Origin of the sequence: Pseudoalteromonas sp. Scap06, from assembly GCF_013394165.1 — a bacterium.
GTDB lineage: Bacteria > Pseudomonadota > Gammaproteobacteria > Enterobacterales > Alteromonadaceae > Pseudoalteromonas.
Genome location: NZ_CP041330.1, coordinates 2,340,358 through 2,356,483, shown reverse-complemented (window position 1 = coordinate 2,356,483; position 16,126 = coordinate 2,340,358). Strand labels below are relative to the sequence as shown.

Below are 16,126 nucleotides of genomic sequence, written 5' to 3'. Positions count from 1 at the left end.
CTTTTTTTATGGTTAAAAATAATTAACCTTCTTTATGCTCTTCACGTGCTTGCTCAATTTCTGCTGCAATTTCACGTGCTTTTTGCTTCGTTTTTTCAGTTAGCTCGCCAGCCGCTTCTTTGCTTTTGATCCATGCATCAACAGCTACTTCTTTGCCGTCATCGTACATGTCTAAGCCCATCGCTTTACTCTCTTCAAGCAGCTCATTAAATGACTCGTCATTTTTAAGCTCATTGGTTTTTTCTTTAACGTCGTTCCACGTTTCGTTTAGCTTTTCTTGAACTTCAGCGCTCGTTTGTTTGGCGTCTTGTTTCACTTCGTTGGCATCTTCACACCCTGTTAGTGTAATTAAAGTGCCTAATAATGCTAAACCTGCTAATTTCTTCATTGACTATCTCCTTTAGTGAAAAATATATTTCAGAGGTAACTATACAACAATGAAAATGAACATAGCTGTAACAACACGATTAAGTTTTAAATTAATGGACGAAAAAGATTGGCAGAAATTATTCGAGCTCGATCAAGATCCAGCCGTTATGCAGTATTTAACACAAGGTAAACCCACTTCGCTTGAAGATATAAAAACGAAAGGCATTCCAAGAATGCTTGCGTATAGAAATGAGCAACAAGGTTGGGGGCTATGGCAGGTAACCCTGCGTGAAGGCAATACCTTTATAGGGTGGGTGCTTGTTCGGCCGATGGGCTTTTTTTCAGATACGCCTGACTTTAGTGATATTGAAGTCGGCTGGCGATTTAAACAAGCGAGTTGGGGTAAGGGTTATGCAACTGAGGCGGCACAAGCGATTTGCTCAACGATTGAAAAACAGTCGCAAGTAAAGGCAATCAGTGCCACAGCGCTGACCGCCAACGTTGGCTCAATTAACATCATGAAAAAGCTCGGTATGCAGCTACAGCACTATTATATTTATACTGATGATGGCTCAAACTTAACTGCTGCGCTTTATTCAAAGCCGTGCAGTTGAGCTAAAACTTCCTAAGCCTTAAAAATGTAGCATCTAAATATTGACCTGATGTTTGTTACTATGCATTAATGTTTTCCATCAATGTATAAAAATAACCTAAGGATATGGGATGGGAGCACTTTTTTCACCAAGCAAGCTAATTATCAGTAGTATTGTGGTAATACAGTTATGTGTTTTTAGTGTAGCGGCTAAACAGAGTGCCGTTGCCATGCCTGACACTTTTAGTGCACATGCTGCAAAAGCTGTGTTAGAGCAGGGGGGGAACGCGGTTGATGCAGCCATTGCAGCACAGTTTGTATTGGCCGTTACGCTTCCCGAGGCGGGTAATATTGGCGGCGGTGGGTTTATGCTTATTCATAAGGATGGGCAAGGTGATTTTATAGATTACCGTGAAACTGCACCGAACGCCGCACATCGTGATATGTATTTAGACGCGCAAGGGCAAGTTATTGCTAATAAATCTATTTATGGTATTCATGCCAGTGGTGTACCGGGTAGTGTTGCTGGTATGTGGCTAGCACATAAGAAGCATGGCACACTTCCTTGGAAAACCTTAGTACAGCCTGCGGTAACATTAGCAGAGCAAGGTTTTGTGGTGCCTGAAAAGTTGGCTCTGTTAATTAAGGGCTACATAGAACATCTAAACAATAAAAACATTAAAGTAAACTTTGCCAATTATTTTGCAAGCGCTACATCTGGTAAGCTTTTTAAGCAACCTGAGCTTGCAGTGACACTCAAACGCATTCGCGATAATGGCCAAGATGGCTTTTATCAAGGTGAAACCGCAACGATCATCGCAAACTTTATGGAGCAACATGGCGGTATTATTACTCAAGACGATTTAAAAAATTACCGCGCAAAGTCTCGTACTCCTATAAAAGCTAACTGGAACGGCTATCAAGTGCTTACTTCACCGCCACCAAGCTCCGGCGGTATTGCTATATTACAATGGCTTAAAATGTATGAGCTTAAAAAGCCCATAGCTGCACCATCACATAATTCAGTTGGGTATGTGCACTTACTTGCTGAAATAGGTAAGCGAGTGTTTGCTGATAGGGCAGAATACTTAGGCGATCCTGATTTTTACCAAGTGCCTACAGCTAAGTTACTTGCAGAAAACTATCTTAAAAACCGCAGCAATAGTATAGATTTAAAGGCCATTTCTACCACTGAAAATATTAAACCGGGTTTAAAAGAAAGCGAACAAACCACACACTTTTCTATTATTGATAACATGGGGAATGCTGTTGCTAATACCACCACCATCAATTTAGGGTTTGGTAGTGGCGTAGTCGTAGAAGGCGCTGGCTTTATTTTAAATGATGAAATGGATGACTTTAGCGCTAAGCCTGGGGTTATGAATGTATTTGGCGCCATTGGCGGAAAAGCGAATGAAATTCAGCCACATAAACGTATGTTAAGCTCTATGACTCCAACCATTTTACTCAGTAATAATAAGGTGAAAATGGTAACAGGGTCGCCTGGCGGCACCACAATTATTAGTTCAGTGTATCAATCAATACTCAATGCGATTGAATTTAATATGAGCGCAAATGAAGTAGTAAATAGCCCGCGTTTTCACCATCAGTTATGGCCTAAAAATGTGATTAGAGCGCACTCGGGTTTGGAGTCCTCAGTAAAGCAACAGCTAATAAAAATGGGTTATACAGTGGATGAGCGTCACTTTGGTGATATGCATGTGATTATCAATAATGATGGCAAATTAGATGCGGCGTCTGAGCAAAGCGGAAGAGGGCAAGCGATAGTATTTTAACGTTAATTATTGACGTTTGAATGGTATGCACCCCAAAACCATCATTGGGGTGCATATATTAGAACAACTATAGGGGCTAGCCTATAGCCGGTATAACTCCTGCCATTTGCAGGCATTGTGCGCTAATAATTGAAATACCACACAAAGCGGCTATGGCCAAACCAATATTACCACTGCGTACTTTATAGCCTTCTTTTTCAATCCCCTGACGCTGCTTGTACACCATGCTAACGGGTAAAAATACTGCCAATATAACCAAAGCAATGGCTGCATAGCCTAATGCCATAATAAATCCTTGCGGGTAAAATAAAGCAAATCCAAGAGGAGGAACAAAAGTAATAAGTGCTGTTTTAATTCTATCAGCCCCCGTGTCTGCTTTTTTGAATGTGTCAGCAAAAAAGTCAAATAACCCCAAGCTTACCCCTAAAAATGACGTTGCTAGAGCTAAGTCGGCAAAGAGTTTAACCGCAGTAGAAACATTGGCGTTATTGGCAATATTGGCCACACTGGCTACAAAACCAGTTAACCCATCGCTTTGTAGTAATTGCTCTTGGCTCATTATGCCTTGGCTTAATACTTGCCAAAATACATAAATAACCAGTGGTAAAGAGGCGCCTGCAATCATAACTTTGCGCAAGGTTTTTATATCAAGCCCGACATATTTAACAATAGAAGGAATTGAGCCATGAAAACCAAAAGAGGTGAATACCACCGGGATAGCCGACAGTATCAGCCCTTGCTCAACAGGCATTTCCAATAAGTGTTGGCCATGTACATAAGGTGTTAGCATATAAAACAAGCTAGCCAAAACTACTATTTTTACACTAAATAGTACTCGGTTAAGCTTATCAACTTTACTAGTGCCTAAAGTCACCACACCTGCAATCAATACGGCTAAAATAACGGAGCCAAATTGTGGAGCAATACTAAGATTAAACCCAGTATTAATGCGCTCTTGTAGCTGAGCACCACCACCGGCTATGTAAGCAGCGCACAGTGCATAAAATAAGAATATCATCGAAAAGTTAGCTACATACTGGCCACGTTTACCAAGCCAAAGCTTAGCCAGTGTATTTAAGGTGGCGTCGCGAGGGGCATATTGGTGAAGCTCCAACATAAGCAATGCAGTGTAGGTCATTAGTAACCAACACCCTACAATTAACACCATTGCCGTATTAAATCCCAGTCCCGCAGAGGCAATGGGTAGGGCAAGCATACCTGCACCTATGGTGGTTCCTGCAACAATTAACATGCTACCTATTGTTTTATTTTTAAGCACTTAATGGTCCTGATCAAACGTGAGAGACACGCAAGATATAACTAGTTGTGCAAAACTTAAATAGTTTTGTCATAAAAGAGACAAAATAAAATGTAATCTTCTATTTACAACTGTATTAAAAAAGCCAAAATCATCAAGAAATGAAATTTAACTTATTAATATAAATGAAAAAATAAAAAGCCAAATGTTAATAACTAAATGGTCAGATTATTGGTTTTGCACAATAGAGGGATTACTAAAACAATAGGTGTTGGCCGAAAGTGCTAAAATTGCACCTTCAGCCATTAAAAGAGGGGGCTGAATTTACATTTTAGCTATTTGAATCACTAAGCGGCGGTTTTTATCACGGCCCAAAATATTATCGTTGGTATCTACAAAGCGTTTTTCACCAAAGCCTTCAGTAACCACTTTAGTTCCATCAACACCTAAGCTAACCATGTAATCTTTAATAGCCTTAGCGCGGGTTCTAGATAAATCGAGGTTATTCCAACGACCGCCATAACTATCGGTATAGGATGCAATACTGATTGACTCTATACTGGGGTCGTTTTTTAAATACTCAGCAATTTTATCAAGGCGTTGCTGCGATGACTTAGTTAACTTACTGCTATTCGATTCATAATTCATTATAGTGAACGAAATATCTTCAAAATTGTATGGCAGCAATTCGTCTCGGCATTGTAAAAATGCCCAATACGCTTGCTTAAAGTTAACATTAGACATACCCACGGCAATTTTATCGGCACTATTTTGCCAGTCTTGGTAGTAAAAAGTGGGTTGGTTGCCTTTTTCAAGCTCAGTCAGTATTTCCCATGCTGTTTTATTACCTAATTCACCATCAAACTTTTTAAGTAATTTCATATCAGCAATATCACGGGCAGGGCGGCCTGCTCGCCAGCTAGGTGGTACCGCTTTTAAACCGGCAATCGCGTAATTTTCTGGGCGCACCACCATGTCTAAATTAAAAGTGAGATCTTTGTTTTTACTTGCTGATGCTTTAAAAACAGCTTCACCATAGTAGGGAACTTCATGATTTAATTGGCATTGCAAGCGAGTTGTTTTAACCAAGTTCCAGTTTGAATTATCTTGGCTAGCCGTGTACTGGCGCATTGCTGCAGTTGTATTCAAACTATACAGCACACTACTAATGCCTAGGCTAATAAATAACAACTTACACTTCATCGAGAATTCTCCAGTTATCTAGCTCTGCCAAAAAAGTGACAAAAACCGTAAAATATTACGCAACAGCAAATAATTCAGCGTAAACGCTAATTACAAAGCAAGTAACATGCCTATAGTTTAACTGTAATTAATCAATAAATCCCCTAGCCGACAGGCCATCAATTTTGACATAATAGACAGCTAATCCCTATAAACCAAGAATACTATGGCAAATACTGAGCAAACACTTTTCGCACAACGCTTTCGTGGCTTTTTTCCTGTGGTTATTGATGTTGAAACCGCCGGTTTTAACAAAGAAACCGACGCACTACTAGAAATTGCAGCATCCGTCTTAAAAATGGATGACGAAGGACTGCTTAGTATCGATCATACCGTTCATTTTCATGTGCAACCGTTTGAGGGTGCAAACATTGAACAAGCCGCTATTGAGTTTAATGGGATTGAGCCTTTTTCAGCACTTCGAAGGGCAGTCCCTGAAGAAGAGGCGATTAAAGAAATTTGTAAAGTAGTGCGCAAAGCGCAAAAAGCCGCAGGGTGTCAGCGCTCTGTGGTGGTTGCTCATAATGCCGCTTTTGACCATGGCTTTTTAAATGCCGCTATTGAGCGTAATAACATCAAGCGCACACCATTTCATCCGTTTGTTAGTTTTGATACCACATCACTTGCGGGTTTGGCATTAGGCCAAACAGTATTAGCTAAAGCGTGCCGAGCAGCAGGAATAGAGTTCGATAACAAACAAGCACACTCTGCGTTATACGATACAGAACGCACCGCTGAATTATATTGTTTAATTGTTAATCGTTGGCAGCAACTAGGTGGTTGGCCACTTGCTATAGATGAAACACAACAGAGCGAAGACGAAGCAAGCAACCAAGATTAAGTTCACAATAGTGAATACTTACTTTGTGGGGCTGAGTCAGTCTTAATAAGCGTTATTAAAACGATTGCGTTATTTTACCTTCACTATGAGTGATTAAATGTGGTGGGTAATTACGCGAAAAGCTAATTGATTCTCGTGCAATTTTAAGCTCTACCCCAGGGTGCATAAGCTCATTAACTTTTAAGCGACTGAGCGCTAAAAGCTGCGTCATTTTCTTTCTTAGCAACTGCTTTTGCTGATTGATGCTGGCGCTTCGGTTTGCTATGTGTTCTTCATTCGTTGTTATTTTATTCAAAAATTGCTGACGCTGTGCGCTTGCAACTTGTTTATTAATTCGCTGACGCGCTTGCTGTAGTTCAATTGACTTACTGATTAAAACTTTTTCAAAGTCAGTGATTTGCGCTTGTTTTTGTTTTAGCACATACCATCGCTGTGCGATGCAAACACGGGTTTTAGTTCCTGCTGGTGCGCCCAATTCACCTGTTTCAATGCGCATTGCGTCTAGAATATGGCCACCAATAATTTTACCTTTAGGATCTTTTGCGCTGCCCACCCTAATTAAATTTCCAGCACTCAAGTCACAATGTAATGATTGGCGATCTATTAGTAAGTTTTGATCCGTTTTTATGTCGCAGTATTGAGAGTAACCAAGCGCAACGGTTCGTTTAGCTAAAATAGAACAGGTAAATGGCTCATCGGCTTCTCGCTTTCTGCCAATTGCACCCTTTACTATTGTGATGGCACTATCACTTTTGAGCTGCGCCGATTCAACAAAGCCTAAAACAGTAATATCGCCGCTGGCGGTCACGCGCATGCCATCTTTTATATCACCACTGACTATAATACTGCCATCAAATTCAACATGCCCAGTACTTGGATCAATATTGTGAAAACATAAAACATCATCAACACGCATACCACGGGGAAGGGCAACCGGTACGCCAGTACAGTCGGCAATTAATAAGTTGGGGTTGTCAGGCGCAATTTTAGTGCCGTCAAAAGGTTGTAATTTATGCTCTTTGCCAGGGGTTGCAGTTAGCACATCTCCAAACACAGTAAACCCATCAACCCCCGATGTTGCTGGAATGCGCCGCATTAATTCACAACCAGGTTTTACAGTAATAATATCACCTAGGTTCCTCATATCAACTTTACCACCGCCTTTAGCTTGTGGGCTAAGTACGCGGTCTTGCGCTGTGCAGCAAAGACGTACAAATTTGGCATCGTTACCCACTTTAGATGCACGACCAAAAGCGACTTCGGCACAATGCGTACTTCCTGGGGGGTGTTCGAACTGTTGCGCCAATAACTGCTCTAATGCATGAGAGCTAATGCCTTTTACAACCCCTGCTTGTGAGAACTCTTCAATCGCTTGTTCCATGCTAAGCAATTTACCGCCCTTGGCAGTAATAAGGGTAGCTTCAACGAGCATATTCTTTTCATCGATGTTTATGGTTAGTTTTGCATCAATGGCTTGAGCAATTACTAAAGAGGGGGCTTCTTCGGTTTTATTTTGAGCAAACAGCTTACCAATATTGCTAGCAATAACCTCACACTCGCAATATTCTGACTGGCCCATTAATTCAATAAGCTGTGTTGCTGTTGAGGCTAAACCTGAAACATGAGGGTGTGAAACTAAAGAGATATACCCCGTTTGCTCATTAAAAGAAAAAACCGACATTTATAAATCCTCTAGGTAATATGTCTGTTATTATTTTTTATAATTTATTAGACCAAGGTCTAGCCTTGCATTTGAGCATAAAGCACCATCATTGTTAAGTAATTGTTTCTTAATTGTCCAATACTTTACATTTACATGTGTGTTTGATGCATGATTAATCAACCAATAAAATAAAACGCCTAAGGTGTTGAGTATTCGTAGGTTACTCGGTTATACTGCTTGGACACTCTGAATGAGTAACCTTATTCAGGGGCTGATTAGGATTCGACGGAATTCAAGAAGCCCGAGGTGCATGTCGAGGTGCGGTTTGCCTCGTAAAAAAGCCGCAATTTAAAGTAATCGCAAACGACGATAACTACTCTCTAGCAGCTTAGGCTGGCTAGCGCTCCTTCCATGTATTCTTGTGGACTGGATTTTGGAGTGTCACCCTAACACCTGATCGCGACGGAAACCCTGGCCGGGGTTGAAGCGTTAAAACTAAGCGGCCTCGCCTTTATCTACCGTGTTTGTCCGGGATTTAAAGGTTAATTAAATGACAATACTAAACATGTAGTACCGACGGTCGAGGCTTTTCGGACGGGGGTTCAAATCCCCCCAGCTCCACCAATAACGGTTTTTAAATTCGTTTGTTTAAAAACCCTAAAAAAACCCGCAACTTGAGCAATCAAGTCGCGGGTTTTTTTATGGCTGAAATTATTGAATTTATTGTGCTTTGGTTTATCTTGCGAACCCCGAACCCCATACCACTAAAAGACTAGTCGCTTACATGTCTATTAGTTGTATTATGAGCTTATGATTAACTGCGGGCATGGGTATGGATATTTTTACAGCTGAACACGTTTCGCCTTTGATCTCGCTGTTACTCATTGTACTGGCGGGGTTTACTTCGTTTGTATCGGCGGCTTTTGGTGCGGGCGGCGGTTTAATGCTGTTGGTGGTAATGGCGTCGGTTATGCCTATGGCGGTGGTAGTGCCTGTTCATGCTTTAGTGCAGTTAGGCTCTAATACCAATCGGTTGTTGTTAAGCATTACCCATCTTGATAAGCCGATGTTGCTGTATTTTACTCTGGGTGGATTAATTGGCGTGGGGCTATCAAGCCAAGTAGTAAGCGATATTAACCTTGATAGTATGAAGTTGTTTGTGGCTTTATTTGTTATTTATTTATTGTGGGGAACAATTCCTGAATTTAATAAAGACTCACGATTAGGGCGGTTAATAGCGGGCGCAATAACCGCATTTATCTCGACTTTTGTAGGGGCAAGTGGGCCTTTGGTGGCGAGTTATTTACATATTAATCATTACGATAAGCTTAAATTTACCGCGACTTTTTCAAGTATTATGACCTTGCAGCATAGTTTAAAAGCCGTTGTTTATGCGGGGCTTGGCTTTAGCTTTTGGCAATGGTTGCCGTTAACACTGGCGATGATTTTAAGCGGAGCCATTGGCACTTGGTTAGGGATTAGATTACTTAAGCGGTTATCGGTAGCGCGTTTTAGGGTTATTTTTAAAGTGATTTTAACCCTGCTTGCCATACAGCTTGCATGGCAAGGGATGAATGTAATGCTTATTTAATAGCGGCTTTTATTGGTTTGTCGCCATCAAATAACTCAAAAATACGATTGCTATTAAATGAATTTGTAGCAACGTGAAGCAGTGCGTTGGCTACATTCTCGCGGCTAATTTTAGCCTTTGACTGATCGCTAGGACGCTCAGTTGTTACTTCCAAAGAGGCATTTTCGTCGGTTAATGTTCCTGGGCGGACAATTGTATAATTGAGTCCACTGTGAATTAAATGCTCATCGGCCATATGTTTTGCTACTAGATAGGGCTTTAAGTCACTATCTATTGCATCTGGATCGTCTGCGCCAATAGAGCTGACCATAATAAAGTGTTTTACACCGTGCTCTTTAGAATAAGTTGCCGCTTTTGTCGCTGCCCACAAATCAATAAGTACGGTTTTATCTGTGCCTGTACTTCCACCTGAACCTGCCGCAAAGATAACTTGGTCGCAGCCATTAATGGCATTTGAAAAGTCACCTTCTAAATCCTGTTCAACAATACTTAAAAATGGGCTATCTAAATCATGCAGTTTGCTTTTGTCTCTTACAAGTGCAACAACATTTTGCTCATTTTCTAAAAGTAGTTTGGTAGCCATTTTACCAATTTGACCACTTGCACCAATAATTAAAGTCTTACTCATAATTAATTCCTTCTCAATATAGTGTAAAGGTTGTTCGTACAAACAGACCTTGGGGTAGGGAATTATTTTTAAAGGGTAAATGGGATTTAAATGAGCTTATTTTAAAAAACATATTAGTTAAAAAGTCATTACTTAACTGAGTATTAAAATTAGCTATTATTAATGTGTTTTTTAGAACTTTTACTCGATCCTTATAATTACTTCGGTTACATAGTTACGGTGGTATAAGCTAATACGTACATTGCGTTCTTGATAATTACAATAAAGGGTTTTGTAGGTATTATTACCTTTAAATTTTATTGCGAATAAGATCACGAACAATAAAACGTCCTGGATGAATTGCTTGGCTTACACGCTCACTTAGTGGGCGAGGTTCATTGTTTAAACTACTAATTAAGTGCTCGGCAGATAACGGTGCACTGCATAATGCTCGCGCGCCAAAGCCGGTAAAAATATGTAGGCCCTGTTGTGGTTTTTCTAATGGCTGATATTGATAGCGCTTGCCCAAACGTAAATTAGCAAATGCACGTGTATAATCAGTTTGCTCCACCCATTCACCGGCCATTGGTAAGTGGTCAATAAAACTACAGCGAACAGCGGCTTTGGCTGAGCTAATATCGCCTAAGCTAGTGGCAAATTCAGTGTTGTTATAAAAACTCAGTAATTGCTCGCGGTTAGTGTGGTTGTCTTGCTCGGTCACTTCACGGCTTTTGCTATTTTTTTCAAAGGTGGCGCCCATACAATGATGATCTAAATAAGCGGGAGTAAAATAACCTTTGTGACACAATACAGTATTAAGTTTACGTGATTGCTCGCTTGCCTGAACATGTGACACTTGGCCGCGAACGCCAACAATGGGAAGTGTTTTGGTTTGCGTAAATGCATCACTGTGCTCACCAGTACAAATAATCACATCGCTAAAGGGGCCAAATGTTTGCTTTTGCGTGGTTAAGTACCAACCATCGGGTTGTTTAGTAAATTGCTCAATATGGCAGTTAAATAGGCTTTCAAACGCATTTAATTGTTGTGCGGCATCTAACATTGCACAAACTAACTGCGGGGGATTAACCCAGCCGCCTTGTTCAAAAAATACCCCCGAGTAACCTGTTTTAACCCCAGCGATAGCATCACCCTCATCAGCAGTTACATTTCGCATAAGCTGCTCTGGCCACAGTTGTTTATCTGCGAGGTTTTGATGGCGATCTGCCAATGGCTGTTTTACTGCATGTTGTAGTACACCACACCACTGGTGATCAAACAAAAAGCCATTGTTGATTAATTGATTATAAAGCCGCTTTGCGTATAAAAAACTATGGGCAAATAATTCACTATGTGGCGAGTTTTTTGCCTGTAAGTGCGGATACACAGCCCCTTGTACATTGTGCGATGCCCCCATTGCGGGTTTTTCATCTTGGCAAAATAAGTGGCTTTTTATGCCACGTTTTGCGAGGCTATAAAGGATGCAACTGCTCGCTATACCTCCGCCAATAATAGCCACACTTGAAAGCGGTGAGGGGTGATGCTCAAAATAGGCGGGGGCTGATTGTTTTGGGTTGGCTTGAGCAAGTGTGCCAATTAGCATTTCACGCTTTCGGCCAAAGCCTTTGGCTTTTTGCATGCTAAAGCCTGCCTCGTTTAGTCCTCTGCGCACAAACCCCGCAGCGGTAAACGTGGCTAATGTGGCATTGCTTCTGGAAATATCAACCATGGCGTTAAATACACTTTGCTGCCACATGTCGGGGTTTTTACTTGGCGCAAAGCCATCTAAAAACCACGCATCAACCAGCCCACTTTGTGGGTAGCTCATACTATTAATACATTCCAGTACGTCGCCAAAGTAGAGGTCGAGGGTTACACGGCCATTGGCAAATTCAAGTCGGTGGCAGCCATTTAAATTAATCGGATAGTGGGCAACGAGTTGGTCGCTCAAATGGCTTAAACTAGGCCAAGCTTGCAAGGCTTGTTTTAAATCATTTACGCTAAGTGGATATTTTTCAAAAGAAATAAAATGTAATCGCTGCACTGTATTTGGCTGTTCATATTGAACTTGTAGGCACTGTAAGTGGTCAGAAAACTGCAGCCATGCATTCAAAAAGTTAAGCCCAGTACCAAAACCGGTTTCGGCGATAACAAAGTGTTCACGGTCATGATTTTGTAACCGTGTATCTATACTGTTTTGTTGATAAAACACATAATGCGATTCAGCAAGGCCGTCGTCATTAGAAAAATAAACATCGTCAAAGTCATTGGCAACTGGTGTGCCTAAGTCGTTAAAGTGTATATGGGCGTTTTTTATCATGACCAATTCAATTTATAGATAATTTTTTAATTATTTTACGTGTTTTCTTTGAAATAGTCTGGCGTTATTTATAAGCTGTAGCTTCAGAGTACAAGTGTACGCTAGAAAGCTGACCACTTAGATGATTAAATTCGCGTAAAATAGAACACAATTAAGTATTAAGCTAAGGGAATTACCCATGAGAAGAGCCGTAATAACAGGCATCGGTGTTGTATCAAGCATCGGCAATAATAAACAAGAAGTATTAGAGTCACTAAAAGCGGGTAAAAGTGGTATTGCTTTTAATCAAGAATTTGCTGATTACAAATTGCGTAGCAATGTATCAGGTAAAATTGATATTGATGTTAAAGAGCATGTTGATCGTAAAGCAATGCGCTTTATGGGCGATGCGGCGGCTTACTCTTATATTTCAATGGCGCAAGCGATTGAAGATGCGGGTCTTAGCGACGAGCAAGTATCAAACGAGCGTACTGGTTTATTAGTTGGCTCTGGTGGTGGTTCATCAAAATGGCAAGTAGAAGCGGCTGATATTCTTCGTGAAAAAGGCGTTAAGCGCGTTGGCCCTTACATGGTGCCACGTACTATGGCAAGTACCACCTCTGCATGTTTAGCAACGCCGTTTAAAATTAAAGGTGTTAACTATTCAATTAGTTCTGCGTGTGCGACTTCTGCGCATTGTATTGGCCACGCGGTGGAACAAATTCAATTAGGCAAGCAAGACGTTATTTTTGCAGGCGGCGGTGAAGAGCTTCACTGGACGTTAGCAATGGAATTTGACGCTATGGGCGCGCTTTCGACTAAATACAACGACACACCTGAAAAAGCATCACGTACTTATGATGCAAACCGCGATGGTTTTGTAATTTCAGCCGGTGGCGGTATTGTGGTTGTTGAAGAACTTGAACATGCACTTGCTCGTGGCGCGCATATTTACGCTGAAATTACCGGTTACGGCGCAACCTCTGACGGATACGACATGGTTGCCCCATCGGGCGAGGGTGCAGCACGTTGTATGCGTCAAGCTATGCAAAACGTTGACAGCATTGATTACTTAAATACCCACGGTACATCAACACCGGTAGGTGATGTTAAAGAGCTTGGCGCTATTCAAGAAGTATTTGGTGGTAATTCGCCAATGATCAGTGCCACTAAAGCAATGACAGGCCATGCACTAGGTGCTGCTGGTGTACACGAAGCTATCTTTTCATTATTAATGCTTGAGCACGGTTTTGTTGCGCCATCTATCAATATTGATGAGTTAGATGAACAAGCGGCAGGCTTGAATATTGTAACTGAAGCAAAAGACGTTGAACTAAACACGGTTATGTCTAACAGCTTTGGTTTTGGCGGTACTAATGCCACGCTAGTAATGAGCAAATACAAAGGTTAAGTTAACCGTTACCTATTTTAAAGCCGAGCAAAATGCTCGGCTTTTTCGTTTGTGCTAATAGGGGGTTGTTCGTTACAATAGCGCCTCATTTCGCCAAACGGACTCACAATGAAAATTCTTGCCGATCAAAATATGCCTTTAGTTGAGCAATTCTTTAAAGATATGGGTGAGGTTGAACGATTTGATGGCAGGCAATTAACTCCTGAACAACTTATCGATGTTGATGTACTGCTTACCCGCTCAGTTACTCAAGTTAACAGTGACCTATTAGCACAGGCGAATAAGTTAAGCTTTGTAGGTACCGCTACGATTGGTGTTGATCATATTGATACCGATTTACTCAACGCAAAAAATATTGATTTTACCAGTGCGCCTGGCTGTAATGCCATAGCCGTAGCTGAGTATGTAATAAGTAGCTTATTTGCATTAAGTCAAGAAAATGCCAGCCCGTTAAGCGGTAAAACAATCGGTATTGTGGGTGTAGGTAATATTGGCAGTTGCCTCGCGCAAAAATTAAAAGCACTGAACGTTAATTTACTCTTGTGCGACCCAATTAAGCATGAGCAAGGGCTATTAACCGAGCATGTTGAGTTAGATGAGCTATTAGCGCAGTCAGATATTGTCACTTTTCATGTGCCGTTGGTTAAAACGGGTAAACATAAAACCCTACACATGCTTGATAAAACACGCTTAACTAAACTTAAATCTGGGCTGACTTTAATCAACGCCAGCCGAGGTGATGTAATTGATAACCAAGCCTTGCTTGAAGTAATGCAAGCCGGAGCAGAACTCGATTTAGTGCTGGATGTTTGGGAAAATGAACCTAATATTTTAACTGAATTACTGGAACATGTGCGCTATGCCAGTGTTCACATTGCAGGGCATACCCTTGAGGGTAAAGCGCGAGGTACGCAAATGTTGTACCAGCGCTTATGTGAGCTAAAAGGGGTTAACGCAATAAAATCGCTTGATGATTTTTTACCGCCTCCTGCGATTAAAAAAGTCACCCTAGAAAGCAGTTTTAGCGAAACAGATATAGCCCGTTTAGTGCATTTAGTTTATGACGTACGCCGTGATGATGGCATTTTACTACGTCACTTGGCCGATGAAGGCTTTGACAGCTTACGAAAAAACTACCCAACCCGCCGTGAATTTAGCACTGTGATGGTTGAAGGTGATAGCACCGAGCTTGCCGTACTTGCCCAGCTTGGCTTTACCACAGCAAACTAATTTAATTAGCGCGGTTGTTTTAACCGTGCTTACAGAGGATGAAATATGTCGCAAAAATATAACGTTGCCGTACTCGGCGCTACTGGCCTTGTTGGTCGTCAAATCATTGAAACTTTGGAAGATCGTAAATTTCCGGTCGATCAGCTGTTTTTATTAGCAAGCAGCCGAAGTGCCGGCGAAGATATAAAGTTTCGTGGTGAGAGCATAGAAGTACGCGATGTTGAAGGCTTTGACTTTAGCCAAGCGCATATCGGCTTATTTTCTGCTGGTGGCAGTGTGTCTGAAAAGTATGCCCCGATTGCTGCAGACGCAGGCTGTATTGTTATTGATAATACCTCACATTTTAGAAATGACTTTGAAGTACCGCTAATTGTGCCAGAAGTGAATGCAGCGAGTTTAGCTGATTTTAGAAACCGTAATATAATCGCTAATCCTAATTGCTCAACTATTCAAATGATGCTTGCGCTTAAACCTATTTATGATGCCTACGGTATTGATCGTATTAACGTTTCAACCTACCAAGCAGTGTCGGGCGCAGGCAAAGAAGCGGTTGATGAACTAGCAAAACAAACAGCTAACTTAATGAATGCACGCCCAATGGAAAACGACATTTTTCCTAAGCAAATTGCGTTTAATGTTATTCCGCAAATCGATAGCTTTGAAGACAATGGCTATACACGCGAAGAAATGAAAATGGTAAACGAAACGCATAAAATTTTAGGCGATACGACCATTGCAGTAAACCCGACTTGTGTTCGTGTACCGGTGTTTTTCGGTCATTCTGAGTCAATTAATATAGAAACGCGTATGCCTTATGACTTTGAGCATGTGAAGCAATTATTGAGCGATGCACCGGGTGTTGAGCTAATTGATGATGCGGGTGATTACCCAACGGCTGTTTCAGATGCCAGTGGTAACGACACTGTTTACATTGGCCGTTTACGTGCCGATATTTCACACCCACATGGATTAAATATGTGGGTAGTAAGTGATAATACCCGTAAAGGGGCTGCAACCAACAGTGTGCAAATAGCAGAAGAACTCATTGCTAATTATATGTAATTAGCCTGAAGACAGTGATAATCCAATAAACGGCAAACCAAAGTGGTTTGCCGTTTTTTTGTGCTTTAATTGCCATTTTTTTGCCACTTACAAACAGCTGCGGTGTAAACACTTTGATAAACAACATAAAATTATTTTTATCTAGATGTTTAAGGTATTTATTTT

At 41.2% G+C, this 16,126-nt stretch carries 13 protein-coding genes and 1 other RNA gene; 8 read left to right on the top strand and 6 right to left on the bottom strand.

Going from position 1 to position 16,126, the window contains the following annotated elements:
• Positions 1–22: 22 nt before the first annotated feature.
• The gene (locus tag FLM47_RS10900) at positions 23–388 is read right to left on the bottom strand and encodes a hypothetical protein (RefSeq protein ID WP_008111315.1); all 366 of its coding nucleotides are present in this window, start codon (positions 386–388) and stop codon (positions 23–25) included.
• 49 nt (positions 389–437) lie between these two features.
• Here FLM47_RS10900 and FLM47_RS10895 point away from each other — a divergent pair, with 49 nt between their 5' ends.
• Both FLM47_RS10895 and ggt read left to right on the top strand, forming a co-directional pair.
• Positions 438–983, top strand: coding sequence for a GNAT family N-acetyltransferase (locus FLM47_RS10895; protein WP_178956383.1), 546 nt, complete (start codon positions 438–440; stop codon positions 981–983).
• A 109-nt stretch (positions 984–1,092) separates the two neighbouring features.
• A complete protein-coding gene (ggt, locus tag FLM47_RS10890) occupies positions 1,093–2,757 on the top strand; it encodes a gamma-glutamyltransferase (RefSeq protein ID WP_178956382.1) in 1,665 nt (554 codons plus the stop codon).
• A 76-nt stretch (positions 2,758–2,833) separates the two neighbouring features.
• Here ggt and FLM47_RS10885 read toward each other — a convergent pair whose 3' ends face one another.
• Both FLM47_RS10885 and FLM47_RS10880 read right to left on the bottom strand, forming a co-directional pair.
• Positions 2,834–4,036 (bottom strand): aromatic amino acid transport family protein, encoded by a 1,203-nt coding sequence (locus FLM47_RS10885; RefSeq protein WP_178956381.1) that lies wholly within the window; start codon positions 4,034–4,036, stop codon positions 2,834–2,836.
• 303 nt (positions 4,037–4,339) lie between these two features.
• Positions 4,340–5,218 carry an OmpA family protein gene (locus FLM47_RS10880; protein WP_178956380.1) on the bottom strand — a complete coding sequence of 293 codons (879 nt, stop codon included), beginning with the start codon at positions 5,216–5,218 and terminating at the stop codon, positions 4,340–4,342.
• Positions 5,219–5,423: 205 nt separating this feature from the next.
• Here FLM47_RS10880 and rnt point away from each other — a divergent pair, with 205 nt between their 5' ends.
• On the top strand, positions 5,424–6,098 hold the full coding sequence (gene rnt / locus FLM47_RS10875) for a ribonuclease T (RefSeq protein ID WP_178956379.1): 675 nt from the start codon (positions 5,424–5,426) through the stop codon (positions 6,096–6,098).
• Positions 6,099–6,153: 55 nt separating this feature from the next.
• Here the strand turns inward: rnt and FLM47_RS10870 are convergent, their stop codons facing one another.
• The gene (locus FLM47_RS10870) at positions 6,154–7,779 is read right to left on the bottom strand and encodes a DUF342 domain-containing protein (RefSeq protein ID WP_178956378.1); all 1,626 of its coding nucleotides are present in this window, start codon (positions 7,777–7,779) and stop codon (positions 6,154–6,156) included.
• Between the two features lie 249 nt (positions 7,780–8,028).
• On the opposite strand from FLM47_RS10870, the gene ssrA reads away from it, so the two are divergent.
• Together ssrA and FLM47_RS10860 are read left to right on the top strand one after the other, a co-directional pair.
• Positions 8,029–8,385: a transfer-messenger RNA gene (gene ssrA, locus FLM47_RS10865) on the top strand.
• 208 nt (positions 8,386–8,593) lie between these two features.
• Positions 8,594–9,352 (top strand): sulfite exporter TauE/SafE family protein, encoded by a 759-nt coding sequence (locus FLM47_RS10860; protein WP_178956377.1) that lies wholly within the window; start codon positions 8,594–8,596, stop codon positions 9,350–9,352.
• On the opposite strand, the gene FLM47_RS10855 is transcribed toward FLM47_RS10860, so the two are convergent.
• Positions 9,345–9,980 (bottom strand): NAD(P)-binding oxidoreductase, encoded by a 636-nt coding sequence (locus FLM47_RS10855; RefSeq protein WP_178956376.1) that lies wholly within the window; start codon positions 9,978–9,980, stop codon positions 9,345–9,347. The genes FLM47_RS10860 and FLM47_RS10855 overlap by 8 nt on opposite strands.
• Before the next feature lie 289 nt (positions 9,981–10,269).
• Positions 10,270–12,279 (bottom strand): bifunctional tRNA (5-methylaminomethyl-2-thiouridine)(34)-methyltransferase MnmD/FAD-dependent 5-carboxymethylaminomethyl-2-thiouridine(34) oxidoreductase MnmC, encoded by a 2,010-nt coding sequence (gene mnmC, locus FLM47_RS10850; RefSeq protein ID WP_178956375.1) that lies wholly within the window; start codon positions 12,277–12,279, stop codon positions 10,270–10,272.
• 178 nt (positions 12,280–12,457) lie between these two features.
• Between mnmC and fabB the strand changes: the two genes are divergently transcribed.
• From fabB to FLM47_RS10835, 3 genes are all read left to right on the top strand, one after another.
• Positions 12,458–13,669 (top strand): beta-ketoacyl-ACP synthase I, encoded by a 1,212-nt coding sequence (gene fabB / locus FLM47_RS10845; RefSeq protein WP_010388041.1) that lies wholly within the window; start codon positions 12,458–12,460, stop codon positions 13,667–13,669.
• A 108-nt stretch (positions 13,670–13,777) separates the two neighbouring features.
• Positions 13,778–14,899 carry a 4-phosphoerythronate dehydrogenase gene (locus tag FLM47_RS10840; protein WP_178956374.1) on the top strand — a complete coding sequence of 374 codons (1,122 nt, stop codon included), beginning with the start codon at positions 13,778–13,780 and terminating at the stop codon, positions 14,897–14,899.
• Between the two features lie 45 nt (positions 14,900–14,944).
• Positions 14,945–15,961: an aspartate-semialdehyde dehydrogenase gene (locus tag FLM47_RS10835; protein ID WP_010388045.1), complete on the top strand. Its 1,017-nt coding sequence runs from the start codon at positions 14,945–14,947 to the stop codon at positions 15,959–15,961.
• Positions 15,962–16,126 lie beyond the last annotated feature (165 nt).

Coding starts and splice junctions, on each gene's coding strand:
- FLM47_RS10840 (WP_178956374.1), top strand. CDS start 13,778: ATGAAAATTCTTGCCGATCAAAATATGCCTTTAGTTGAGCAATTCTTT.
- FLM47_RS10880 (WP_178956380.1), bottom strand. CDS start 5,218: ATGAAGTGTAAGTTGTTATTTATTAGCCTAGGCATTAGTAGTGTGCTG.
- mnmC (WP_178956375.1), bottom strand. CDS start 12,279: ATGATAAAAAACGCCCATATACACTTTAACGACTTAGGCACACCAGTT.
- FLM47_RS10860 (WP_178956377.1), top strand. CDS start 8,594: ATGGATATTTTTACAGCTGAACACGTTTCGCCTTTGATCTCGCTGTTA.
- FLM47_RS10835 (WP_010388045.1), top strand. CDS start 14,945: ATGTCGCAAAAATATAACGTTGCCGTACTCGGCGCTACTGGCCTTGTT.
- ggt (WP_178956382.1), top strand. CDS start 1,093: ATGGGAGCACTTTTTTCACCAAGCAAGCTAATTATCAGTAGTATTGTG.
- FLM47_RS10900 (WP_008111315.1), bottom strand. CDS start 388: ATGAAGAAATTAGCAGGTTTAGCATTATTAGGCACTTTAATTACACTA.
- FLM47_RS10895 (WP_178956383.1), top strand. CDS start 438: ATGAAAATGAACATAGCTGTAACAACACGATTAAGTTTTAAATTAATG.
- rnt (WP_178956379.1), top strand. CDS start 5,424: ATGGCAAATACTGAGCAAACACTTTTCGCACAACGCTTTCGTGGCTTT.
- fabB (WP_010388041.1), top strand. CDS start 12,458: ATGAGAAGAGCCGTAATAACAGGCATCGGTGTTGTATCAAGCATCGGC.
- FLM47_RS10870 (WP_178956378.1), bottom strand. CDS start 7,779: ATGTCGGTTTTTTCTTTTAATGAGCAAACGGGGTATATCTCTTTAGTT.
- FLM47_RS10855 (WP_178956376.1), bottom strand. CDS start 9,980: ATGAGTAAGACTTTAATTATTGGTGCAAGTGGTCAAATTGGTAAAATG.